Below are 22,487 nucleotides of genomic sequence, written 5' to 3'. Positions count from 1 at the left end.
CGGATGCCGCGCCCCTTTCCCCTGCCGCGCGTGAGGTGGCTTCCCCTGGGCGTCCCCGCGGGACGGCCGGCCCTCGCCGCCTGCGCGGCGGGGCTGCTCCTCGCCGCCTGCGCCGCCCAGCCGCCCGCGCCCGCCCCGGCGCCGGCCCCGTCCGGCCTCTGCCGCATCGGGCCGGATGGCGGCCCTCCGCCGCTGGCCGAGGGCGAGCGCGGCATCGGCGGCACCGGCATCCTCGCCTCGGCGGAAGGGGACCGCGGCATCGGCGGCACGGGCGCCCCCAGCCTTGGCATCGTCGGCGTCGTCACCGGCTTCGCCAGCATCTGCGTCAACGGCCTGCATGTCGCCTACGATCCGGCCCAGCCCGTGGCGACGGCCGACGGCCCTCTCACCCCAGCCGCGCTCCGCGTCGGGCAGGTGGTGGTGGTGGAAGCGATGGGGCCGGACGGGGCCCTGCGCGCGCGCCGCATCGGCCTGCGCCACGAGGTCGCCGGCACGGTGGAGGCGGTGGAGGAGGGCGCGATCCGCGTCGCCGGCCAGCGCGTGGCCACCCTGGGCGCCCTGCCCGCTGGCCGTAGCTGGCAGGTAGGGGATGCCGTGCTCGTCAGCGGGTTGCGCGCCCCCGATGGCAGTCTGACCGCCACCCGCATCGACCCGCGCGAGGCCGGCGGCAGCGCCACCCTCGTCCTCGGGCGCCTGACCCGTCTCGGCGGCCCGGCGCGGATCGGCAACCTCCTCCTCCGCGTCGCGCCAGGGGTGGAGTTGCCGCCCGACGGCGCGGTGATCGCCCGCGGCCGGATGGAGAACGGCGTCCTGCTGGCCGATTCGGTGGAGCGGGACCGGCTGATGTGGGACCCGCCCGCCTATTTCGGCGCGCCGCGCGTGCTGATCGAGGCATGGGCAGGCTTTGGCGGCGGCCGGATGCTGCTCGGCCCCGGCCTCTCCGTGCCCGCGGGCCCCGGCGGGCCGGGGGGGGCCGGGGGGCGGGGGGGGGGGGGGGGGGGGGGGGGGGGGCCCCCCCCGCCCCCCCCCCCCCCGCCCCGCGGGGGGGGGGCCCGGGGGGGGGGGGGGGGGCCCGGGGGGGGGGGGGGGGGGGGGGGGGGCGGGCCCCCCCGGCCCCGCCGCGACCACCCCGGGCGGTGCTGCGGCCCCTGCGACGCCACACGGCGAGCGCGCCCCGATGCCCGACCGCGGTTTCGAGAGCCGGCGCGGGATGGAGCGCGACGCCGGTGGCCGCTGGGGCGGCCCGGGCCGCGAGGCAGGGCAGGGGCGCGGCGGCCCGGGCGGCCGCAACGACCGGCCGGGGATGGACTCCGCCGGCGGGGCCGCGGGGCCCGGCGGGCGCGGGCCGGATGCTGGGCCGCGCGGCGGGCCGGACCGGTAGCACCGGCCTTATTCGGTCCCGCCCCGCCGACAGCGCCGCGGATCGGATCTGATCAGGGGCGCGGCAACGTCAGCGGTCGAACCAGCGCGGCCTTCGGTCCACCGGCGCCCGCAGCGACAGCGCGGCGTCCCGCACCGGCCGGAACCGGCGCAGACCCAGTAGGCGCCACACGGCGCCCATCACGGGGATCAGCTTGCCCATCGAAGGCAGCACCGGACAGCGGCCGCTTCGTTGCAGGAAGGAAATCAGGATCGCACGAAGCTTACGCGAAGCTGACAAGACGGTTACGGAGGCTGCGCCCCCCCGCGCACCGCCCCATCTTCCGCAGATGCGAACATGGTTCACGGCGGACACCCATTTCGGCCACGGCTCCCTCAGGGCTCTGATGCGCCGCCCTTTCGGGAGCACCGCCGAGATGGACGCCGCCCTCGCCGCCGCCTGGAACGCCGCTGTCGCGCCGAAGGACGAGGTGTGGCACCTCGGCGACTTCGCCGTGGGGCACAAGGACCCGGCCGGGCTGCTCGCGTCGCTCCACGGCACGAAGCACCTGGTCTGGGGCAACAACGACCCGCCCGCCATCCGCGCCCTGCCCGGCTGGGCCAGCGCGCAGCCCTTCGCGGAGATCGAGCGGGAGGGGCACGCCCTCGTCCTCTGCCACTACGCGCTGCGGCACTGGAACGGGCAGAGGAAAGGAGCCTGGAACCTGCACGGCCATTCCCACGGCACGCTGAAGCCCCTGCCCCGGCAATACGATGTCGGCGTGGACCCGCGCGGCTACCGTCCCGTGCGCCTGGACGAGTTGCGCCCGCGCGCCGCGGCGGCCGCTTGAGCAACGCCGCCCCCGCATCCCAACGCGTGAGCCGCCTGCCCGCTCTGCGAATCGTGCTGCCGCTGCTGCGCGCCCATGCCGGCCGTGTCGCGGGCGCGGTGCTCGCCATGGCCACCGCCGCCGGCTTGCTGCTGCTCCTCGGCCAGGGGCTGCGGCACATGGTGGACCAGGGCTTCGAGAGCATCGAGGCCCTGAACCGCCAGGCCCTGCTCCTCTTCGGCCTCGTGGTCCTGCTCGCCGTCAGCACCGCCACGCGCTTCTACCTCGTCTCGTGGCTGGGGGAGCGGGTGGGCGCGGCGCTGCGCCGCCGCGTCTTCTCCCACGCACTGGACCTGCCGCCGAGCTTCTACGAGCAGCGCCGCACGGGCGACGTGCTCACCCTCCTCACCGCGGATACGGAGATCCTGCGCGGGCTCGTCGGCGCGGCGGTCTCGCAGTGGCTGCGCGCCCTCGTCACCGCCCTCGGCGCGCTGGCGATGCTGTTCTTCACCAGCCCGCGCCTCACCCTCGTCGTCGTCGCCGTCACGCCGCTCATCGTCCTGCCCCTCGTCCTCTTCGGGCGGCGGGAGAGGCGCCTCAGCCGCGTGGCGCAGGAGCGCGTGGCCGATCTCGGCGCCCAGGCGGAGGAAACGCTGAACGCGATGTCCACCGTGCAGGCCCAGAACCACGAGGCGGCGGACCTCGCCCGCTTCGTGGAGCGCGCGGAAGAGAGCGTCGCCGCCTCCCTCGCCCGCATTCGCGTGCGCGCGGGCTTCATGCTCTCCCTCATCCTGCTCGGCTTCGGCGCCATCACCCTCGCCCTCTGGGTCGGCGGCCATTCCGTGCTCTCCGGGCGCCTGACGGGCGGGGAGCTCTCCGCCTTCGTCTTCTATGCCGTGCTCCTCGCCAGCTCCTCCACTTCGCTCTCCGAGCTGTGGAGCGAGGTGCAGCGCGCGGCGGGCGCGGCGGAGCGGGTGGGCGAGTTCCTCGCCGTCACGCCGGAGATCCGGGCGCCCGCGAACCCCGCGCCCCTGCCCGCCCCTGCCCCCGGCCGCCCGGTGGGCCGCCTGGCCTTCGAGAACGTCCGCCTCCTCTATCCCAGCCGCCCGGAGCGCGCGGCGCTGGACGGTGCCTCCCTCCGCGTGGAGCCCGGCGAGACGGTGGCCGTGGTCGGCCCCTCCGGCGCCGGGAAATCCACCCTTTTCCAGCTCGCGCTGCGCTTCCGCGACCCGGACGCCGGCCGCGTCACGCTGGACGGCGTGGACCTGCGCGCGGCCGACCCCGCCGCCATCCGCGCCCGCATCGCCCTTGTCCCCCAGGACCCCGTGATCTTCGGCACGGACGTGACGGAGAACATCCGCTACGGCCGCCCCGACGCGACGGAGGCCGAGATCCGTGCCGCCGCCCGCGCCGCCGACGCGGAGGGCTTCGTGGACGCCCTGCCGCAGGGCTACGCCACCTTCCTCGGCGAGAAGGGCGTGCGCCTCTCCGGCGGGCAGCGCCAGCGCATCGCCATCGCCCGCGCCGTCCTGCGCGACCCACCCCTGCTGCTGCTCGACGAGGCGACGAGCGCGCTGGACGCGGAGAGCGAGGCGGCCGTGCAGGCCGCGCTCGCCCGCCTCTCCCGCGGCCGCGCCGTCCTCGTCATCGCCCACCGCCTGGCCACCGTGCGCCGGGCGGACCGCATCCTGGTGATGGAGGAGGGGCGCTTCGTGGCGGAGGGCACGCATGATGCGCTGGTGCGGGAGGACGGCCTCTACGCGCGGCTGGCGCGGCTCCAATTCGCGGGGATGTAGCGGGCGGGGTTGAGACATCCCGTGCCGTCCACATCTTCAGGAACCATCGCTGAGACGGAGTGAGCATGCGGATCCTCGCCATCGGCCCGCGCGCCTATCTCGGCGACGTCTACCTCTCCCTCCGCCGGGAAGGCCACGAGGTCCGCGTCCACGCGGAGGACCCGCCGGAGCGCCGCGCCTTCGGCGGCATCATCGAGACCGTGCCGGACTGGCGGGCCGAACTGGATTGGGTCGGGCGCGACGGCATCATCTTCTTCGAGCGCATCGGCCGCGGTGCCGTGCAGGAGGAGTTGCGCGCCCAGGGCTACCGCGTCGTCGGCGGCAGCACTTTCGGCGACCGGCTGGAGGCGGAGCGCGAGTTCGGCCAAACCGTCCTGCAGGAAGCCGGGCTCGCCATCGCGGAGAGCCACTCCTTCGCCCACCCCTCCCTCGCCCTCGAATGGCTGGCCCGCCACCCCGGCCGCTACGTGCTGAAGCACGACGACACCGCCCGCACCACCTTCGTCGGAGATCACCCGGAGGGCGCGGACCTCGCCTTCATGCTCCGCCGCGCGGGCGAGGGCCGCGTGCTGCTGATGGAGCGGCTGGACGGGGTGGAGGTCGGCGTCGGCGCCTATTTCGACGGCACGAAGTTCCTCCGCCCCGCCTGCATCGACTTCGAGCACAAGCGCTTCTTCACCGGCGAGATGGGCGAGATGACCGGCGAGATGGGCACCCTCGCCGCCTATGACGACTCCGAGAAGCTCTTCGCCGCCACGCTGGACCGCATGGCACCCCACTTCGCGGAGGCCGGCCATGTCGGCTACGTGAACCTCAATCTCATCGTGAACGAGCGGGGCGTCTGGCCCCTGGAGTTCACCTGCCGCTTCGGCAACCCCGGCTTCGCCGTGCTGGCCGCGCTGCAGCCCGATGGCTGGGGCGACCTCATGGCACGCATGGCCGCGGGCGGCACGGACCGCTTCACCACCCGCCCCGGCTGGTCCGTGGCCATCGTCCTCACCGTGCCGCCCTTCCCCGCCCACACGGAATCCTCCGCGCCGGATGAAGACCCTCCGATCTTCTTCCTTCGCCAGCCCGAGGGCCCGGAACTGGACCGCTACCACCTCGTCGATGTGCGGATGGAGGACGGCCAGCTCCTTGGCCACCGCCGCTCCGGCCATCTGATGATCGTCACCGGCACCGGCGCCACGGTGGAAGAGGCGCAGGAAGATGCTCGCACCCGCGCCCGCAACGTCGTCGCCCCCGAGCTGCGCTGGAGGGCTGATATCGGGGACCGGTTTCTCAGGGGCGAGCGGGAACGGCTGCGCGCCCTGGGCTGGCTGCCGGGCTGAGTGGCCGCGGGAAGAGAAGGGCCTGAGCACCCGCCGATGCGCAAGCTTGCGTTGGGGCTGTTCGTCCTGTCCCTCCTGATCGGAGGTGCCCGCCTCTTCACCGGGGTGATCTACCTGTCGGACGAACCGACAGCCATCCTCGTGCTCAAGCGAGAACCGGCGATGTGGATCGAGCGCCCGGAGGCCCGGGATCGACCCCTCCCGGAGCAGATAGTGCTCGACCGCGACGAACCCAGCCTTGCCTACGGCCGGCTCTACGTCCCGCTGATGCGGGCAGCGCCAGCCCTTGCGCCCGTTCTGGCGGGCGCGGCGGTCCTTCTCCTCGCGATCTCGGTCCGAAGGCGGGCACGAACGCGACGCTGAGCCGGAACCCCGCCCAGGCCCGTCCGCCGGGCAAACCCGCCCCGCCGGCCGGGCCTGCCCGCCGGGGCGGCCGCCCTGTTACCGCGCCGCCCTGCTACCGCGCCGCCTGGGCCAGCCGGACGAAGTCGGCCAGCTCGCGGTTGAAGCGGGGGGCCTCCTCCCAGAACGGCGCGTGGCCGCTATCCGCGTAGAGCGAGAGTCGTGCGCCCGGCACCGCGCCGGCCGTGAAGCGGGCCATCGCCGTGGTGAGGATCCGGTCCTTCTCGCCATGGCTGACCAGCACGGGCAGGCGCAGCGCCTTCAGGGCTTCGTCATAATTCGCAGGGCGGCCCGCGAGGCCGGCGCGCACGTAGTGCGGCGCCAGCATGTTGAAGGCCAGCATGGTCTGGAAGTCCGCGGGCTCGGGCTGGGTGGCGAAGCAGGAGCGCAGGAAGCGGACCGTGCCATCGATGAAGCCATCGATGCCCGGCGCCAGCATGGCCTGCGGGCCGAGGAGCCCAGCATCGGCCCCGAAGAAGGCCGGATCACTGAGCGAGCTGCTGGCATCGACGTAGTTGATGCCCGCCAGCGCGGCGGCCCCATGGGCGTTGAGGTAATCGCCGACGACCCGCCCGGCATAGGACCACCCGACGAGGACGGGCCGCTGCAGGCCCAGCTCGGCGATGACGCTCCGCACGTCGTCGGCCCAGACCTGGCCCGGCTTGTAGAAGGCGTCCCCCTCGGGTTTGGAACTCATGCCGTGGCCCCGCAGGTCGATCGCGACCACGCGGAACTCGCGCGCGAGCGCGGGGTCGCGCAGCTGCCGGTCCCAGGACAGGGCGGCCTGCGCGAAGCCGTGCAGGAAAAGGATCGCGGCCCCCCGCGGATTGCCGAACTCATAGGTCGCCAGGCGCACGCCATCGGGCGAGTTGACGAAGCGCGGGGCATAGGCCGCCCTCTCCGCCGCTGCTGTGGGCGCCTGCTGTGCGTGCGCGGCCGCAACCGGGAGGACCCCGAGGCCGATCGCGGCGGCCCCCATCCCCATCACGTCGCGCCGGCTTGCCGGATGCTGGTCCATTTCCGTCCCCTCTCGTGTGCAGATCGAGTCGTCCAGCATGGGCCCGCCCCGTCACGGCCCAGGCTGGCACAGAAACGATGCGCTGGGAGCGCGGGATGGGCCGGGAATGGCGGCGCTCTTACCGGGGCGGCCGCTCAGGGCGTCGCCGCCCGCAGCCGCTCCTCCATCGCCACGATCCCCGCCTCGTCCACGTTGGCGAAGGCGATCCGCAGATGCGCCTCCTCCCCGGCGAAGGCGGGGCCGGGCAGGCACATCAGCCCGTGCTTCGTCGCCAGCTCCTCCGCCACGCGCCAGGCGGAGGTCTCGCCGAAGGGATGGCGCACATAGGCGAAATACGCCCCCAGCGCCTCCAGCTCCCATCCCGGCAGGCGGGAGAAGGCGGCGCGCACCGTCTCGATCCTCTCCTGCGTTGCAGCCCGCTTCTCCGCGCGCCACTCGTCCAGCGCGCCCAGCCCCCAGGCCAGCGCGGCCTGCCCGGCGCGGGCGGCGCAGATCTGCACGCAATCCATCACCTTGCCGAGTTCCGGCAGCAGCGCCGTGGGCGCCCCGATCGCGCCCAGCCGGTGCCCGGGCATCGCGAAGGACTTGGAGAAGCTGTAGAGTTGGACAAGGTTCTCCGGCCACTCATCGCCGGAGAGCAGGCCATGCGGCCGGTCCACCCCGATGGGCAGGAAGTCGCGGTAGGTCTCGTCCAGCACCAGCCAGATGCCGCGTTCCCGGCACAGGGTGTGGAACCGCGCGATCACCTCGGGCGGGTAGATCGCGCCGGTCGGGTTGTTCGGCGTCACCAGCACGATCGCGCGCACGCGCTCATCGATCAGCGCCGCCGCCTCCTCCGGGTCCGGCACGAAGCCGCGCGCGGAGCGGCACGGCAGCGGCCGCGGCTCCACGCCGAACATGTCCAGCACCATGCGGTGGTTGAAGTACCAGGGCGTGGGCAGCAGCACCGCGTCCCCGCGCCCCGCCAGCGCCATCATGGCGACGAAGTAGGCCTGGTTGCAGCCGGCGGTGATGGCCACCTCCGCCGCGCCGATCCGCCCGCCATAGGCGCGATTGAGATCGGCCGCGTAAGCCGCCCGCAGCGCCGCGTCGCCCATGATCGGGCCGTAGGAGGCGGAAGCGGGATCGCCCGCGGCCGCTGCCAGCCGCTCCAGCATCCCCGGCGCGGGCGGGTAGGAGGGCACGGCCTGGCACATGTTCAGCAGCGGCCCGCCCCCACCGTTGTAGAGGCTGCCCCAGCGCTGGATCTCCGGGATGGGCGGGCTGCCCGTGTCGAGCAGGAGGGGGTTCAGGGACGGCATCCCCGATCCTGTCGGCGGAAAGCCGAGGCGGCGCAAGGAACCTCGCGCGCACTTCACCGCCAGGGCGCGGCGGAGCCCCGGGAAGGCGATGCGTCCTACCCGGCAGTGCCCAGCCCGAAGCGGCGGCCGGGCGGCACCGGCCGGCAGCTACGGGCCCGTGCAGCCCCTACCGCGTCTCGCGGTAGAGCGGGAACGGCCACTCGACGACGTGCTCCATCACCAACAGTGTCACCACGAGCGCGAGGGCGAGGAGCGAAAGCGAAAGGTTCGGGCCGCGGAGCGTGTGCAGGCTCGAATACAGGGCGGTGTGCATCTTGGCCTCCCATCCCGGATCTTGGCGCGGGGGCCCTGGGCACCCCGCGCAAGCCGATCCTAGTGGAAACCTTACCCGCCCGTCATCTCTCCGCAACGTTTCGTGATCGCCCGCTACTTCGCCTGCCGCGAAATCACCGCCAGCGCCGCCGAGCTGATGGAGATCTGCCCGAGCACCGAGGTCAGGTCCCGGATGAAGCCCCAGGTCTCGTAGGGAGATGGATCCTGCGGCACGACGACGAGGCTGCCCGGCGGCACGGGCGGCCCGCCGGCCTGCCAGCTCCCCAGCCCCGCCGGCACGCTCTGCCCGTTCGGCAGCACGATGAAGGCGCGGGAGATGTCGGCGAAGCGCTGCTCCCCGCCCGCCCCGCGAACGTACTGGCTCGCCTTCCAGCCCGTGGCGAACTGCAGGCTGCCCGGGTTCAGCACGGCGCCCACCACCGTCACCTCGTTCGGGCGCTTGGGCATCACGATCAGGTCGCCCGGCTCCAGCAGCACGTCCAGCTCGGGGCGGGAAGCGAGCACCACCGGATTCGCCTCCACAACCATCCGTCCCGCCGCCCGCGCCTCCCGCAGGGTGGAGGCGAGCGCCTGGCCGGCGTTGATCGCCCCGCCCAGGTCCAGGTTGCCCTGGCGGCTGCCCGCCACGGCCTGCCCGGCCGCCACCTGAATCAGGCTCGTCTCCAGCTCCCGCGCCGTGCGCTGGAAACCCTCCTGCTGGCGCTGCCGCACGCTCTCCCGCGTGAAGACGGCGCCGTAGGGATAGGCCTGCTGCGTCAGCCCTCCCGCCCTCGCCAGCAGCTCGGAAAGCCGCTCCCCGCGCCGGATGTCGTAGGTGCCGGGGCGCAGGAACTCGCCCACCAGCGTCACCGGCCCCGTGTCGCGGTCCCCGAAGCCGCGCGGCACCCGCACCGCGTCGCGCGGGGAGAGACGGATGGCCGCGAAGTTCCGGCTCCGCAGGTCCAGCAGCGTGCGGGTGAGCGGGATGGCGCCCGCGCTCTCCAGCGGCTCCCGCGCGAACTCCACGGAAGAGAGGTCGGCCGTGTCCGCCGTGCCGCCGGCGGCCGCGAGCACCATGTCCAGCCCCGTGTCGTCGAGGACGGGGTAGAGCCCGGGCAGCCGCACCTCGCCCGAGAGCAGCACGGACTGGTCCAGCAGGAAGGGCAGCAGCGCCGGATAGTCCACGAAGAGCTGCGGGCAACCCGGGGTGCCGATATCAGGGAAGCCCGCGCTGCGCGCATGCGCGAAACGCAGCGGCGAGGAGCGCGCGGCGATCGCCAGGGCGGTCAGCGCCGGGCAGTCCGGCCCGGTGGCCACCGCCGCCGGGAAAGGCGCCGCGCCGGCCGCAGCCATCGCTCCGGCGGGCAGGGACGCGGGCACTGCCGCCCCGGGGGTCGCGGCCCCCGCCATCCCCGGCATCGCCCCAGGCGCGGAAGCGCCGGGCACCGGGGCTCCGGCCACCGCGCCCTGCCCCACATCCCCCTTCAGGGCCCGCTGTACGGCGGGAGAGGCGAGCCAGAGCACGTCCGCCTGCGAGAGGAGGATCACCTCGTCCCCCTCGCGCAGCGGCAGCTCCGCACCCCCGTTCATCACCCGCCCCAGGTCGAAGCCGATGAAGCGCCGCACCCGCGTGCGCTCGTCCTGCCGCCAGACCACGCCCATGCGGACATAGGGGTCCGGCCGGATCACCCGCGGATCCGCCAGAAGGGCTCGCAGCCCCGCCCCGCCCCGCGCGCCCACCCCCCGCATCACCGGGGCCACGACATGCCCGGCCAGGCGCAGCCCGCCGGAGACCGCGTCCACGCCGGGGGAGATCGTCACGGCATCGCCCCGCCGCACCGGCGATCCCGGCGCCAGCTCCGCCAGGGCCCGCCGCCCGCCCGCATCCGTACCCGTGGAGAGGAACCGGTTCCCCGCCGGGCGCAGCGCCCCGCCCGCCAGGGCCAGCAGGGCGGAGAGCGGGGCGGCGCCGGCCCCCGCTGGCAGTTCATAGATGGCGGGCCGCGTCACGTCCCCGGCCAGCGCCACAACCCCGCCCAGCGGCGGCACCACCACCCGCTCGCCCTCTCGCAGGGACAGGTCCGGGCTACCCGGCGTGCCGGCGATGGCGGCGTAGAGGTCCACCACCCGCGCCCCTCCCGGCCCCTCCACCCGCACGGCGCGCAGGCTGCCGGTGCGGCGGATGCCCCCCGCCGCCCCCAGCGCGTCCAGCAGGGAGGCGACGGCCGGCAGCGGCACCAGTCCCGGCCGCACCACCTCCCCCGCCACGAAGATCGCGATCTGCCGGGTCTGCCCGATCGAGACATAGGCCTCGGACCCGCCCAGCTCCCGCGCCACCCGCGCCTCGATGTCGGCGCGCAGATCCCGCAACGTGCGCCCGGCCGCAGGGAAGGGCGGGATGTCCGGGAGGGTCAGCAGCCCGTCCCGCCCGATGCGCAGTGTGTAGGATTGGCGCGATCGCCCGCGGATCGCGATCACCACCTCGTCGTCCCGGCCCAGCACGTAGCTGTCCGGCAACGCTCCCACCACGCCCGGCCCGGGCCCTGGCGGGGCGCCGAGGTTGCGGAAGGTGTCGTAGCCGAACTGCCGCAGCGGCGGCTGCTGCTCCGGCAGGCGGGCGGCGAAGAAGGCCTCGGTGTTGGAAAGCGGCTCGGCGAGATCGAGGCGCGGCGCCGGAGAGGCCGGGTAGCTGTTGGGGAGCGGGGCCGCGGGCACCGGCAGGGGCTGCATGACGGGCGGCGCGACGGGCGCCGGCGCGGGCATGGCGGAACCACCGCCGGGGAAGCGCGATCCCGCCGCGTCCAGGATGCGCTGCAGGATGTCCTGCTGGGAACCGGAGGGCAGGCCCGGAAGCGACATGCCGCCCGGCAGGGCGGAGGGTAGCGAGGGCGGCATCAGCGGCTGGCCCGCGCCCTGGCCGAAAGCCCCGCCCGGCCCCAGCGCGACCAGAAGAGCTGCCCCGAGGCGCCCGGCCCTGACTGCGACATCCCGCATCGGCAACCCGCCCCGCCCCTGGCCGAGCCCCGCCGCGCGCCGCAACCCGCCCGCGAGACACTGATATAACGAACCCGTGATCGTGCTAACACGGCCCCCATGCCTGTCCAAGCACCCCGAGCCCTGCTGCGCCTCGACGCCGCCGCCCGGCTGGGCGCGCGCCCGCTGCTATGGCTGGCATGGCACAGGGGCCGGGCCGCGGCAGGGCTGCCCGGGCGCGCGCTGCGGGATGCGCCGGTCCCCACCGCCCCTTTCCTGCCGGAAGCCGTACCCCCTATGCCGCCACTGCCGGCCGGCACCCGGGCGGCGCTGCTGGCGGCGGCGGGCGCCCTCTCACCCGCCGTCGCGCACGGCCCTTTCGATCCCGCCGCGCCCGGGCTGGGCATGGATCTCTTCACCCCCGGCGACATCCGCCCGGTCTGGGAAGAGAACCGCCTGGCTTGGCTGCCCCTGCTGTCCCAGGCGCATCGCCTCTCGCCAGAGGCCGGCCACCGCGCGCGGGCCGAGTCCCGGCTCGCCGAATGGGCCTCCGCCAACCCGCCCTTCCGCGGCCCAGCCTGGGCCTGCGGGCAGGAAGCCGCCCTGCGCGCCCTGCACCTTGCCCTGTCCCACGCCCTTCTCGGCGGCGGTCCGCCGTCGCCGGGGATGGCCGCCCTGCTGCGCCTGCACGCCCGCCGGATCGCGGCCACCCGTGCCTACGCCGTGGCGCAGGACAACAACCACTCCGTCAGCGAGCCCGCCGGCCTGCTCGCCTGCGCCTGGATCCTGGGCGAGGCGGCCATGGCCCGCCACGCCGCCCGCGACCTCGCGCGCGCCCTAGCGCGGCTCGTGGCGCCGGATGGCGGCTTCGCGCAGGTCTCCACGGGGTATCACCGACTGCTGCTGGACGTGCTCTCGGCCGTGGAATGGCTGCGCCGGCACCACGGCGCCCCCTCTCTCCCCGCTCCCTTCGCCGATCGTGCCGCCGCCGCCGCGCGCTGGCTCGCCCGCCTGGTGGCCCCCGAGACGGGCGCCACCCCCCGCTTGGGTCACCAGGACGGCTCCGCCTTCGCCGACCTCTCCCTCGCCGGCCCGGCCGATGCCCGCGGCAGCGCGGAGCGCGCCGCCCGCCTCTTCCTCGGCGCCTCGGCGGGCTTCCCGGAGGACCCGGGCTGCGCCTGGCTCGCGCTGCCCCCAGCCCCACCTCTGCCGGAGGAGGCGGAGTGGGCCGCCCAGGGCACGCGCGGCTGGCATCGGGGCGGCGCCCGTGCCCTCCTCCGCACCGGCCCCTTGCGCTTCCGCCCGGGCCAGGCGGACCTGCTGCACCTCGACCTCTGGCACGGGCCGCTGAACCTCCTGCGGGACACGGGAACCGGCGCCTACAACCCGCCCCGGGGATCCGAGTGGTGGACGGCCCATTTCGCCTCTGCCGTCGCCCACAACCTGATCCTCTTCGACGACGCGGAGCCCATGCCGCGCGCCGGCCGCTTCCTTCTCGCCCGCTGGGTCGCCACCGAGCCCCTGCCCGGCGGCGGCTCCACCCGGGACTCCCGCGGCAACCGCCACGCCCGGCAGGTGTGGCCGGGCGACGGGGAGTGGGTCGTGGAGGACAGGGTTTCCGGTCCCTTCCGCGCGCTGGCCCTGCGCTGGCACCTCGCCCCCGGCCATTGGCAGCCGAAGGGCATGGCCCTGGAGAGCCCGGCCGCCCGGATCGAGCTCTCGGCCGATGCCCCGCTGGACCTCTCTCTGGAGGAAGGCTGGGACAGTCCCGCCTACGGGTCGGCGCGGCGCGCTCCGGTGCTCGTGGCACGCGCCACAGCCCCCGTGGGCACGATCAAAACGCGAATCACGTTCCATGCCGGTTGCACCAAGCGCAAAATTGGCGCCTAGAATAACCCACACAGTCTCGTGATCGGGGATGCCGCTCGAACTCCTCCTGCTCGGCGTCTGGCGCCTCCGCTGGAGGGTTGTCTCCGCCAGCCTCGCCCTGCTCCTCCTCGGCGCCACCCTCGTCATGCTCTGGCCCCGCCAGTACGTCGCGGAAGCGGTGGTGGCCCCGGCCGAGACCACGGGCCTGGCCGCCTCCACCCTCATCCAGGGCGGCCTCGTCATGCCCGGCGGCCTGCTGGACACGCGCGCCGGCGGCAACTTCGCCATCTACCTCGCCGCCCTCCGCAGCCCGGAGGCCGCGGCGATGCTGGCGCGCGAGACGGATATCCTAGCCGAGCTCACCCGCCAGAAGCGGGAGGGCGTGACGGGCCGCCTCCGCACCCTTGTAGGCTTTCCGCCCTCCCCCGCCGACCTGGACGACGTGGACCGCTGGCTGGACCGCAATCTCGGCGCCACCCAGTCCCTCGCCACCATCACCACCAGCCTCTCCATCCCCCACCCGGACCGCGCGGCGGCGCTGGACATCCTGCGCCGCCTCCACGCCTTCGGGGAAAGGCAGGTGCGCGCGAGCCTGGACGACCTGGCCCGCCGCCGCGTCGCCGCGCTGGAGGCCCGGCTGGCGACGGAGCGCGACATCTATCTCCGCACCCCGATGTACGAGCTGCTGGCACAGCATCAGCGCGCCGGCGTGATCGCGGCGGCGGACGAGGCGGTGGCCGCCCGCCTCGTCTCCTCCCCCAGTGTCGGCCTCTGGCCCGCCCTGCCCAACCGCCCCCTCCTGCTGATGCTTCTGGGGGTGACCGTGCCACTGGCCTGCACCCTCCTCGCCGCCTGCCGCGTGCTGCTCTTCGGCGTGCCCGCGGTGCCGGAACGCCGCCCGGCCGGCGCCCGCCTGCTGCGGCCGGCCCTGGCGCGCAAACGAGAGGAGTGATGGGGGCGGCGCCCCCTGGGGGCAGCCCGGGATGCCCCTGACGGTCCCCCGCCCCAGCGCCGCCGCCCTGGCGGCCCTGGCCGGGCTTCCCGCCGCCGGCATGCAGTTCGCGGGCGGGCTGAAATCCACCCCGCTGCTGGCGGGCCTGCCTTTCGACCTGACGCTGGCCTGCACCCTGGGCTTGTTGCCCGGGCTGCTGCTGCTGGCCGCGGGCACGCACTGGCGGGCCCTGCCCTCGCTGGCCCCTCCGCTCGCGTGCTGCGCCCTGCTCTGGGTCTGGCTCGTCGTCGCCGGTCTCTGGAGCCCGTCCCGCGAGGTGCTGGCGGCGAAGCTGCCGGAGGTGGTGCTGGTGGGCCCGGCCATGCTGCTGGCGGGGCTGGCAGTGGGCGGCGAGGCCGGGACGCGGCGCGTCCTGGCCGGCGCCACCCTGTTCCTCGGCCCCTTTATCGCTGCCTCCATCGCCCTGGGCCTGGCCAGCGGGAGCGTGGTGCTGGGCGGCGCGGTGGGCGCCAACCCGGACATGGTGCGCGTGCAGTACCAGCTCGCCGGGCTCGCCATCGCCTCCGCGGCGGGGCTCTCCGCCTTGCGGGTGGTGGAGGCGCGGGGCGTCCGGCGCCTGCCCTGGGCGCTGCTCACCGCCTTCCTCGGCGGGGCGGGGCTGCTGCCTGGCGGGCGGGCGGGGCTGATCGCGATGGGGCTGGCCGTGGCGCTGGCGCCGGCCGCACATCTCTGGTCCGTCGGGCGGGCCAGGGCAGCGCTGGGGTGGGTGGGGCTGGCGGCCGGGGCCGTGCTGCTGGGCCTGGCCGTCGTGCTGGCCGATCCCACCCGCGCGGAGGGGCTGCGCACGCTGGAGCGCTTCACGGGGGATGGCATCGCCGCATCGGCCCGCCCCGTGCTGTGGGCAGAGGCCCTGCGCTGGACGGGGGAGACGCTGCCCTGGGGCCTGGGCACGGGCGGCTTCACCCTCGCGGCGGGGAATGGCGAGAGGCGCGGCCTCTACCCCCACAACCATTTACTGGAGGCGCTGGCGGAGGGCGGGCTGCCCGGGCTGGTGCTCTGGCTCGGCGCCTTCGGAGGCGGGGCGGCGCTGCTGGCGGGGCGCCTGCGAGCGCTGCCGCCGGGCGCAGCGGGGCGGCTGGTGGCGCTGGTACTGCCAGTGGCAATGGGGGCGATGGTGTCCACGGACATGGGGAACCGCATGGTCTGGTTCGCGCTGGGCCTCGCCCTCTCCGCCGGGCTGGAGGCGCGGCCGCGCCGCATGGAGCGGAGAAGGGAATGACCCTTGCCTGAAGGCTTCTACGCCCGGCACGGGAAGCGCTGGCTGGATGCCGCCGCGGCGGGGCTTCTGCTGGTGCTGCTCAGCCCCCTGCTGGCCGGGGTGGCCCTGGCGGTGCGGATCGCCCTCGGCCCCGGCGTGCTGTTCCGGCAGGAAAGGGCGGGGCGAGGCGGCGTGCCCTTCACCCTGTTCAAGTTCCGCTCCATGCGCGCGCCCCGCTTCGCGGGGGAGCCGGACGCGGCGCGGCTGACTCGCTTCGGCAGGCTTCTCCGTGCCTCCGCGCTGGACGAGGCGCCGCAGCTGCTGAACGTGCTGCGGGGGGAGATGAGCCTCGTCGGCCCCCGCCCCCTGCCGATGGACTACCTGCCCCGCTACACGCCGCGCCAGGCGGAGCGGCTGCGGGTGCGGCCGGGGCTGGCAGGGCTGGCCCAGGCCCGCGGACGCAACGCCGTGCCCTGGCCCGCCCGGCTGGAATGGGATGCGCGCTACGCCGCCGCGGTTACCGCGCGCGGCGACCTGGCGGCGGTGCTGGGCACGCTGCGCGTCCTGCTCTCCGGCCGCGGGGTGAATGCCCCGGGCCACGCCACCATGCCGGAGCTGCCGCCCCGGAACCCCCGCGACACGCGGCGGCTGCCCGGCCGGCCACATGGGAACAAGCCGGGCGGACACCCGGACCGGACCGGGGCACATCGCTCAGCGCGTCGCGGCCGGGCCGGCTGAATCTTATCTTTGGTAAATGTTCTCCGGGATAAACACGGTATGGTTAAAAAATAAGATTCATTCTGCCGGTTGTGATGACCCTTGCGGACTCGCCACGAGGCGCCACAACCTACGTAGTAGCAATTCCGTGAGGGGCCGAATGGCGCTCCGCCTTATCCCGTCCACCGACACCCTGGCGGGCGCGGACCTCGCCTCTATCGATAACATCCTGCCCTTCCGCCGTCCCAGCGCGGAGGCCGGGCCGCCCCGCCGCCTGCACCTCTCCCCGCCCCAGCTCGCCGGCGGCGAGATGCAGGCGCTGGAGGAGACGCTGCGGAGCGGCTGGCTGGCCCCCGCCGGCCCGATCCCCAAGGCCTTCGAGGCCGCCTTTGCCGAGGCGGCGGGCTTCGACGAGGTCCTCGCCGTCTCCTCCGGCACGGCCGCCCTGCACCTCAGTTATCGCGTGCTGGGCGTGACGCCGGGCGACGAGGTCTGGGCGCCGAGCCTCACCTTCGTCGCGACCGTTGCCCCCGCCGCGCAGATGGGTGCGCGCATCACCTTCCTCGACGTGGAGCCGGGCAGCTGGACCCTGGACCCCGACCTGCTGCGCGACGCCCTGGCCCAGGCGGCGCGGGAGGGGCGGCTTCCCCGGGTGGTGGTACCGGTCGATCTCTACGGCCAGTGCGCGGACCTCGATGCGATCGTCTCCGCCTGCGACCGCTGGGGCGTGCCGGTGCTGAGCGACTCCGCCGAGAGCCTTGGCGGCCAGGGGCGGCTGCGCCCCGCCGGCAAGGGCGCGCGGCTGGCCTGCTTCTCCTTCAACGGCAACAAGATCATCACGGCCGGCGGCGGCGGCGCCCTCGCCTCCGACGACGCGCGGCTGATCACCACCGCCCGCCACTTCAGCATGCAGGCAAAGGAGTCCACGCCGCACTACCAGCACGAGACGCTCGGCTACTCCTACGGCTTCTCCTCCGTCCTCGCCGCCGTCGGGCTGGTGCAGCTGCGGGCGCTGGAGGCCCGCGTCTCCGCCCGGCGCGCGGTCTTCGCGCGCTACGTGGCGGGGTTGGCGGACCTGCCCGGCATCTCCTTCATGCCTGAGCCCGCCTGGGGCCGCTCCTCCCGCTGGCTCAGCGTGATGCTGGTGGACCCGGAGCGCTTCGGGGCCGACCGGGAGGTGGTGCGCCGCGCCCTGGACGCCGCGGGGATCGAGAGCCGTCCGGTCTGGAAGCCGCTGCATCTGCAACCAGCCTTCCGGGGCAGCCGCATGATCGGCGGCGGCGTCTCCACCGGCTTCTTCGAGCGCGGCCTCTGCCTGCCCTCCGGCGCCATGGAGCCGGGCGAGCAGGCCCGCGTGGTCGAGGTGATCCGGCGCCTGGCCCGGATCTGATCCCCCTGAACCTCCTCTACCTCCACCAGCACTATTCCGGGCCCGGCGGCGCCACCGCCACCCGCGCCCATGCCATGGCCCGCGCCCTGGCGGCGCGCGGCCACGCCGTCACCCTCGCCTGCGGCCGCTACGAGGGGGCGGAAACGGGCCTTTCCGGCCCCTTCCGGCGTGGGGTGCGGGAAGGCCGGGTGGCCGGCTTCCGGGTGGTGGAGTTCGACATCCCCTGCGGCAACGCCCAGGGCCTGGGCGCCCGCACCGGCGCCTTCCTGCGCTACGCCCACCGCGCCGCGCGGCTGGCGATGCGGGAGCGGTTCGACCTGGCGCTCGCCTCCTCCACCCCCCTCACCGTCGCCATCCCCGCGCTCGCCGCGCGGCGGCTGCGCGGCCTTCCCTTCGTCTTCGAGATCCGCGACCCCTGGCCGGAACTGCCCCGCGCCCTGTCGGAGGCGCATCTCGGCGGCGGCGTGCCCGCCCCCGTGCTGGCCGCCATGGGCCGGCTGGCGGACGCCGCCTGCCGCAACGCCGCCGCCGTGATCGGGCTGACCGAGGGCATGGCAGAAACCGCCCTCGCCCGCGGCGCCGCGCCCGATCGCGTCCATGTCGTGCCGAACGGCTGCGACCTCGACCTCTTCGGCCCGCAGGTCGCGCCCTGGCGCCCGCCGGAGGCCGCCGCCTGGGAGGTGCTGGCCGTCTATGCCGGCGCCCATGGCCGCGCCAACGGGCTGGGCACGGCGATTGAGGCCGCCACCATCCTCCGCAACGCGGGGGAGCGCCGCATCCGCCTCGTGCTCGTGGGAGAGGGCGGGGAGCGCGCCCGGCTGATGGAGGAGGCGCGGCGCCGCGACCTTCGCAATGTCACCTTCCTCGATCCCTTGCCGAAGACGCGGCTGGCCGCCCTGCTCTCCGGCGCCGGGATCGGGCTGCACCTGCTGGCCCCCATCCCGGAATTCGCGGAGTGGACGGCGCCTAACAAGCTGATGGACTACCTCGCCGCGGGCCTGCCCGTCGTCACCAACGCCCCGGGCCGCGCCGCGCGGCTGGTGGGGGCGGGGGCGGACGGGACCGCCTGCGGCATCGCCGCGCCCCCCGGCGACGCGCCGGCCCTGGCCGACGCGTTGGCGGCGCTCGCCGCGAATCCGGCCCGCCGGACCGCGATGGGCGCCGCCGCACGGGGGCGGGCCGTGCGGCTCTGGGACCGCCGGATCCATGCGGCGCGCTTCTGCGAGGTTCTGGAGGCGGCGGCAGGGGTGCCGGCCCTGGCGCGGGCGGCCTAAACCACCCCCTCTCCCGGCCAGGACGGCGCGACGTGCTTCCCGAACTCCACATGATCGCGGCCGCCCGGCCGAACCTGCCGAAGCTGGCGGCGCTGATCCACGCCCTGGCGGAGGCCCCGCCCTTCTGCCGCCCTGTGGTGGTGCACACCGGCCAGCACCACGACGCCGCGATGTTCGGCGGACACCTGGCGGACCTCGGCCTGGCGCCGCCGGACGTCTCCCTCGGCATCTCCGGCGGCGGCCATGCCGGGCTGACAGGGCGCACCATGATCGCCTGCGCCGAGCTCTGGTCCGCCCGCCGCCCCGCCATGGTGGTGGTGGCCGGGGACGTGGACGGCACGCTGGCCGCCACCCTCGCCGCCCGCAAGCTCGGCATCCCCGTGGCGCATCTGGAAGCTGGGCTGCGCTGCGGCGACCTGGACATGCCGGAGGAGATCAACCGCCGCGCCGTGGACGCGATCTCCACCCTCCTCTGGGCACCGGACGAAGGCACCGCCGCCCGGCTGCTGGCGGAAGGCCACGATCCCGCCGCCGTGCGCGCCGTGGGCAACACCATGATCGACAGCCTGCTGCGGACCCTGCCCGCCGCCCGGGCCCGCCCCCTGCCGGGCGGCTTGCGGCCCGGCAGCTACGGCGTCCTCACCCTGCACCGCCCCGCCAACGTGGACAGCCGGGAGGCGCTCTCGGCCCTGCTGCGGGCCGTGGAGGCGGCGGCCCGGCACCTGCCGCTTGCCTGGCCGGTGCATCCCCGCACCGCACAACGTCTTTCGGAATTCGGCCTCCTCGTGCCAGAAGGGGTCATGTCCCTCCCGCCGCTCGGATACCGTGACTTTCTCGGCCTGCTCGCCCGCGCCCGCCTCGTCGCCACCGACAGCGGCGGCGTGCAGGAGGAGGCCTGGGCGCTGGACCTGCCCTGCCTGACGCTGCGCCCCTCCACCGAGCGGCCGGTGACGCTGGAGGCCGGCACCAACCGCCTCGTCGCGCCGGAAGCCCTGCCGGATGCGGTGTGTGCGGTGCTCGCCGGGGACCGCCCCCGCGCCCGGCCCATCCCGCTGTGGGACGGCGGGGCGGGCGCCCGCATGGTGGCGCATCTGGCAGAATACCTGGGCACGCCCGCCGCCGTGGAGGCCCGGGCATGAGCGGCCGCAACGAAGCCCGCCGCACCCCGGCGAAGGTGCCCCATACCCGCGACGTGGGGCGGGAGCCCCAGCGCTCCGCCGCCGCGCTGCGCCTCGCCGCCTCGCGCGAGGTGCCGCTGGTCCTCATGCTCTCCGCCGCGCACCCGCCGACGGACCTTCGCATCGTCGGCAAGGAGGGCGCGGCCCTGGCCGCGGCCGGCTGGCGCGTCGCCCACCTCGCCCCCGCCCCGCTGCGTGGCGCGAAGGACGTGCCGCAGGAGATGGCGGGGGTGGAGATCCACACCTATCCCCGCGTCTCCGGCTGGATTGGCCGCCTGCGCGCCGCCCGCACCCTGGCCCGGCGCGCCGCGAAGCTGAAGCCCGCCGTGATCCACGCGCACGAGCCGGACAGCTGGTACGCCGCGATCCTCGCCGCCCGGATGACGGGCGCCGCGGTGGTGCTGGACGTGCACGAGCACTACCCCTCGCGCCTGGACACGCGGCTGCCCGGGATGTTCCGCGGCCTCGGCCGCCGCGCCGTGATCGCGGCCTGCCGCTGGATGGCCGCCCGGTCCGATGCCGTGGTGGTGGCCAAGGACGGGCTGGAGGACGCCTTCGATGCCGAGGTGGTGCCCGTCCGCAACTACGCCGCCGCCGTGCCGGTGGCGCCGCGCGACCACCGCCACGGCCCGCTCACTCTCGTCCATCTCGGCGCGCTCACGCGCGAGCGGGGCGCCTTCGAGATGCTGCGGGCGCTTGCGAAGTGCCCGGAGGGCACGCGCCTCTCCCTCATCGGCCGCTTCAACGACAGCTCGGAGACCGAGTTCCTCTCCGAGGCCAAGCGCCTCGGCGTGGCGGGCGCGGTGGAACGCCACGGCTGGCTCCCGCACGAGGCCGCCGTCTCGCTCGCGGCGGACGCCGACATCGGCCTCGTCCTCTTCCAGCCCGGCCACGAGAACCACCGCCTGGCCCTGCCGCACAAGCTCTTCGACTGCATGCTGGCCGGCCTGCCCGTCATCGTCCCCAACTTCGCCGAAGAGGTGGCGGCGGTGGTGCGGGAGACGGGCTGCGGCGTGCTGGTGAACACCGCCGACCCCGACACGGTGGCCGAGGCGGTGCGCGCCCTGGCCGACCCGCATCTCCGCGCCGAGATGGGCGCCGCCGGCCGCGCCGCCGCCCTCGGCCGCTACGGCTGGGCAGGAGAGGCGGAGCGGCTCGTGGCGCTCTACGAGGTGCTGGCCCCGCTGCCAGCCCCCCCACCGGTCCATGTTCGGGCGGAGGAGGCGCGGTCCGCGCCCGCCCCGGTTCCAGTTCCGGCCCCGGTGGCCCGGACCGCCGAGCCGGCCCCGGCCCCGCCTCCGATGCCCGCGCCCGCGATGGCCGCTCTGGCAGCTGCCCCGGCCCCGGCGGAGCTGCCGCCCCGGGCACCCGCGCCCGCCCCGGTGGCCGCCCCTGTCGCCGCCGTGCCGGCCAGCCTTGTGGAAGCGCCGAGGCCCGCTCCGGCGGCCCTCGCTCCGGCTAGGCCCGTCCCTGCGCCGCCGGCCCCCGCACCGGCTGCCGCCCCGGTTCCGCCGCCCGCCACGCCCGCGCCGGCTGCCGCCGCCCCTCTCAGCCCGGCGGATGCTTTCGCCAGCCTCTCCGCCGCGATGCGCGGACAGGCCCGCCCGGCCGCGGCCGCGCCGCGGCTCCTGGACGAGGCCGGCCTCGGCGACGGGGCCGTGCCGCCCTCTCTCACCGCCCTTCTCGGCCGCGGGCCGGCGCCCGCCGCGCCCAGCCCCGCCCCGCAGGAGGCCGCGCCCTTCCGCCTGCTGGCCGAGGCTGCGCCCCCGTCTCCCGTCTCGGCCCCGGTCCCGGTTTCGGTTCAGGACGCCCAGCTCCCCGGTCCGGCGCCCGCGCAGGCCGCCCAGCCCCGCCTTCTCGCAGACGCTGCGCTGGCCGGCGCGCGGGAGGTCCCGGCCAGCCTCGCCGCGGTGCTCGCGCGAGAGGCGCCGGAGCCCACGCCCGGCCCGCCTCCCGTCGCTCCGCCGCCCGGCGAGCTGCCCCCGCCCTCCCAGGTGCTCGGGCCCATGCCGGAACTGCCTGCCGCCCCGGCCATGGCCGAGACGCAGACCCCCACTGTCGCGCTCGGATCCATGGTCCAGGCGCTGCGCGTCGCCCCCCCGCCCCGCCCCGTGCCCCCTCCGGCGGAGCCGGTCTTCGCGCTGCTGGCGGGCATGCGGGCCGCGGCGGAGGCCCCGCCCCCGCCGCCCACACCGCCCCGCCCGTTGCCCGAACCGCAGCCCGGGCCGGCAATCCCCGCCCTGACGGGCCGCCCCATCGAGGTGCCACGAGGCGCGGGCGCCCGGCTGCTGTCGGAGGCCAACCTCTCCGGCGGCGGCCTGCCCGCAGGCGTTGCCGCCGTGCTCGCCCGCCCGCCCGAGGAGGCGGAGGCACCGCCCGCCGCGCCCGCCATCACCTCCGACGTCCCGCTGATCGAGGCCGGGCTGCGCGCCGCGCCGCGCGCCCTGCCACCGGGGTCAATCCTGGCGGAATGGCGCCTGCTGCAGCAGCCCGGCGCCGCCCAGCCCGCGCAGGGCGCCTGAGGGCC

The 22,487-nt window shown here is 75.6% G+C and carries 18 protein-coding genes and 1 pseudogene; 14 read left to right on the top strand and 5 right to left on the bottom strand.

Annotated features, from left to right (window positions below; all coding sequences use genetic code 11):
- Positions 1-3 precede the first annotated feature (3 nt).
- Together NRP21_RS28020 and NRP21_RS07885 are read left to right on the top strand one after the other, a co-directional pair.
- Positions 4-639 (top strand): annotated as a pseudogene (locus NRP21_RS28020) (DUF5666 domain-containing protein); the annotation flags it as partial.
- A 538-nt stretch (positions 640-1,177) separates the two neighbouring features.
- Positions 1,178-1,381 carry a hypothetical protein gene (locus NRP21_RS07885; protein WP_257715815.1) on the top strand — a complete coding sequence of 68 codons (204 nt, stop codon included), beginning with the start codon at positions 1,178-1,180 and terminating at the stop codon, positions 1,379-1,381.
- 69 nt (positions 1,382-1,450) lie between these two features.
- On the opposite strand, the gene NRP21_RS07880 is transcribed toward NRP21_RS07885, so the two are convergent.
- Complete coding sequence (locus NRP21_RS07880) at positions 1,451-1,582, bottom strand: hypothetical protein (RefSeq protein WP_257715635.1); 132 nt, start codon at positions 1,580-1,582, stop codon at positions 1,451-1,453.
- 214 nt (positions 1,583-1,796) lie between these two features.
- Here NRP21_RS07880 and NRP21_RS07875 point away from each other — a divergent pair, with 214 nt between their 5' ends.
- The 4 genes from NRP21_RS07875 (at position 1,797) to NRP21_RS07860 (ending at position 5,679) form a co-directional block, all read left to right on the top strand.
- The gene (locus NRP21_RS07875) at positions 1,797-2,210 is read left to right on the top strand and encodes a metallophosphoesterase (protein WP_257715634.1); all 414 of its coding nucleotides are present in this window, start codon (positions 1,797-1,799) and stop codon (positions 2,208-2,210) included.
- Between the two features lie 26 nt (positions 2,211-2,236).
- Entirely contained in the window at positions 2,237-3,985 is a 1,749-nt protein-coding gene (locus NRP21_RS07870) for an ABC transporter transmembrane domain-containing protein (RefSeq protein ID WP_257715633.1), read from the top strand.
- Positions 3,986-4,050: 65 nt separating this feature from the next.
- Positions 4,051-5,316, top strand: coding sequence for a hypothetical protein (locus tag NRP21_RS07865; protein WP_257715632.1), 1,266 nt, complete (start codon positions 4,051-4,053; stop codon positions 5,314-5,316).
- A 36-nt stretch (positions 5,317-5,352) separates the two neighbouring features.
- Positions 5,353-5,679: a hypothetical protein gene (locus NRP21_RS07860; RefSeq protein WP_257715631.1), complete on the top strand. Its 327-nt coding sequence runs from the start codon at positions 5,353-5,355 to the stop codon at positions 5,677-5,679.
- A gap of 94 nt (positions 5,680-5,773) precedes the next feature.
- Here NRP21_RS07860 and NRP21_RS07855 read toward each other — a convergent pair whose 3' ends face one another.
- The 4 genes from NRP21_RS07855 to NRP21_RS07840 form a co-directional block, all read right to left on the bottom strand.
- Positions 5,774-6,736, bottom strand: a complete 963-nt coding sequence (locus NRP21_RS07855) for an alpha/beta fold hydrolase (protein WP_257715630.1) — start codon at positions 6,734-6,736, stop codon at positions 5,774-5,776.
- Between the two features lie 134 nt (positions 6,737-6,870).
- A complete protein-coding gene (locus tag NRP21_RS07850) occupies positions 6,871-8,037 on the bottom strand; it encodes an aminotransferase (protein WP_257715629.1) in 1,167 nt (388 codons plus the stop codon).
- A 166-nt stretch (positions 8,038-8,203) separates the two neighbouring features.
- Positions 8,204-8,350 carry a hypothetical protein gene (locus NRP21_RS07845; RefSeq protein ID WP_257715628.1) on the bottom strand — a complete coding sequence of 49 codons (147 nt, stop codon included), beginning with the start codon at positions 8,348-8,350 and terminating at the stop codon, positions 8,204-8,206.
- Positions 8,351-8,463: 113 nt separating this feature from the next.
- Entirely contained in the window at positions 8,464-11,343 is a 2,880-nt protein-coding gene (locus NRP21_RS07840; RefSeq protein WP_257715627.1) for a polysaccharide biosynthesis/export family protein, read from the bottom strand.
- A gap of 99 nt (positions 11,344-11,442) precedes the next feature.
- Here NRP21_RS07840 and NRP21_RS07835 point away from each other — a divergent pair, with 99 nt between their 5' ends.
- The 8 genes from NRP21_RS07835 to NRP21_RS07800 all read left to right on the top strand — a co-directional run bounded on the left by NRP21_RS07835 (position 11,443) and on the right by NRP21_RS07800 (position 22,482).
- Positions 11,443-13,212: a heparinase II/III family protein gene (locus NRP21_RS07835; protein WP_257715626.1), complete on the top strand. Its 1,770-nt coding sequence runs from the start codon at positions 11,443-11,445 to the stop codon at positions 13,210-13,212.
- Positions 13,213-13,240: 28 nt separating this feature from the next.
- Positions 13,241-14,143, top strand: a complete 903-nt coding sequence (locus NRP21_RS07830; protein WP_257715625.1) for a hypothetical protein — start codon at positions 13,241-13,243, stop codon at positions 14,141-14,143.
- 31 nt (positions 14,144-14,174) lie between these two features.
- A complete protein-coding gene (locus NRP21_RS27870; RefSeq protein WP_308219869.1) occupies positions 14,175-15,422 on the top strand; it encodes an O-antigen ligase family protein in 1,248 nt (415 codons plus the stop codon).
- 3 nt (positions 15,423-15,425) lie between these two features.
- On the top strand, positions 15,426-16,139 hold the full coding sequence (locus NRP21_RS07820; RefSeq protein ID WP_257715624.1) for a sugar transferase: 714 nt from the start codon (positions 15,426-15,428) through the stop codon (positions 16,137-16,139).
- Between the two features lie 139 nt (positions 16,140-16,278).
- On the top strand, positions 16,279-17,508 hold the full coding sequence (locus tag NRP21_RS07815; RefSeq protein WP_257715623.1) for a DegT/DnrJ/EryC1/StrS family aminotransferase: 1,230 nt from the start codon (positions 16,279-16,281) through the stop codon (positions 17,506-17,508).
- Positions 17,505-18,782: a glycosyltransferase family 4 protein gene (locus NRP21_RS07810; protein WP_308219873.1), complete on the top strand. Its 1,278-nt coding sequence runs from the start codon at positions 17,505-17,507 to the stop codon at positions 18,780-18,782. Before NRP21_RS07815 ends, NRP21_RS07810 begins: the two co-directional genes overlap by 4 nt.
- A 32-nt stretch (positions 18,783-18,814) precedes the next feature.
- On the top strand, positions 18,815-19,921 hold the full coding sequence (gene wecB / locus NRP21_RS07805) for a non-hydrolyzing UDP-N-acetylglucosamine 2-epimerase (protein ID WP_257715622.1): 1,107 nt from the start codon (positions 18,815-18,817) through the stop codon (positions 19,919-19,921).
- Positions 19,918-22,482: a glycosyltransferase gene (locus NRP21_RS07800; RefSeq protein WP_257715621.1), complete on the top strand. Its 2,565-nt coding sequence runs from the start codon at positions 19,918-19,920 to the stop codon at positions 22,480-22,482. Before wecB ends, NRP21_RS07800 begins: the two co-directional genes overlap by 4 nt.
- The last annotated feature ends 5 nt before the right edge of the window (positions 22,483-22,487 follow it).

Source organism: Roseomonas populi, assembly GCF_024594815.1.
Lineage (GTDB): Bacteria > Pseudomonadota > Alphaproteobacteria > Acetobacterales > Acetobacteraceae > Roseomonas > Roseomonas populi.
This window is presented reverse-complemented; position numbering and strand designations above follow the sequence as displayed.

What these genes read in the sequence shown, in the direction of transcription:
- NRP21_RS07885 (WP_257715815.1), top strand. Translation starts at nt 1,178, where the DNA reads ATGCCCGACCGCGGTTTCGAGAGCCGGCGCGGGATGGAGCGCGACGCC.
- NRP21_RS07880 (WP_257715635.1), bottom strand. Translation starts at nt 1,582, where the DNA reads ATGGGCAAGCTGATCCCCGTGATGGGCGCCGTGTGGCGCCTACTGGGT.
- NRP21_RS07875 (WP_257715634.1), top strand. Translation starts at nt 1,797, where the DNA reads ATGGACGCCGCCCTCGCCGCCGCCTGGAACGCCGCTGTCGCGCCGAAG.
- NRP21_RS07865 (WP_257715632.1), top strand. Translation starts at nt 4,051, where the DNA reads ATGCGGATCCTCGCCATCGGCCCGCGCGCCTATCTCGGCGACGTCTAC.
- NRP21_RS07860 (WP_257715631.1), top strand. Translation starts at nt 5,353, where the DNA reads ATGCGCAAGCTTGCGTTGGGGCTGTTCGTCCTGTCCCTCCTGATCGGA.
- NRP21_RS07855 (WP_257715630.1), bottom strand. Translation starts at nt 6,736, where the DNA reads ATGGACCAGCATCCGGCAAGCCGGCGCGACGTGATGGGGATGGGGGCC.
- NRP21_RS07850 (WP_257715629.1), bottom strand. Translation starts at nt 8,037, where the DNA reads ATGCCGTCCCTGAACCCCCTCCTGCTCGACACGGGCAGCCCGCCCATC.
- NRP21_RS07845 (WP_257715628.1), bottom strand. Translation starts at nt 8,350, where the DNA reads ATGCACACCGCCCTGTATTCGAGCCTGCACACGCTCCGCGGCCCGAAC.
- NRP21_RS07840 (WP_257715627.1), bottom strand. Translation starts at nt 11,343, where the DNA reads ATGCGGGATGTCGCAGTCAGGGCCGGGCGCCTCGGGGCAGCTCTTCTG.
- NRP21_RS07835 (WP_257715626.1), top strand. Translation starts at nt 11,443, where the DNA reads ATGCCTGTCCAAGCACCCCGAGCCCTGCTGCGCCTCGACGCCGCCGCC.
- NRP21_RS07830 (WP_257715625.1), top strand. Translation starts at nt 13,241, where the DNA reads ATGCCGCTCGAACTCCTCCTGCTCGGCGTCTGGCGCCTCCGCTGGAGG.
- NRP21_RS27870 (WP_308219869.1), top strand. Translation starts at nt 14,175, where the DNA reads ATGCCCCTGACGGTCCCCCGCCCCAGCGCCGCCGCCCTGGCGGCCCTG.
- NRP21_RS07815 (WP_257715623.1), top strand. Translation starts at nt 16,279, where the DNA reads ATGGCGCTCCGCCTTATCCCGTCCACCGACACCCTGGCGGGCGCGGAC.
- NRP21_RS07800 (WP_257715621.1), top strand. Translation starts at nt 19,918, where the DNA reads ATGAGCGGCCGCAACGAAGCCCGCCGCACCCCGGCGAAGGTGCCCCAT.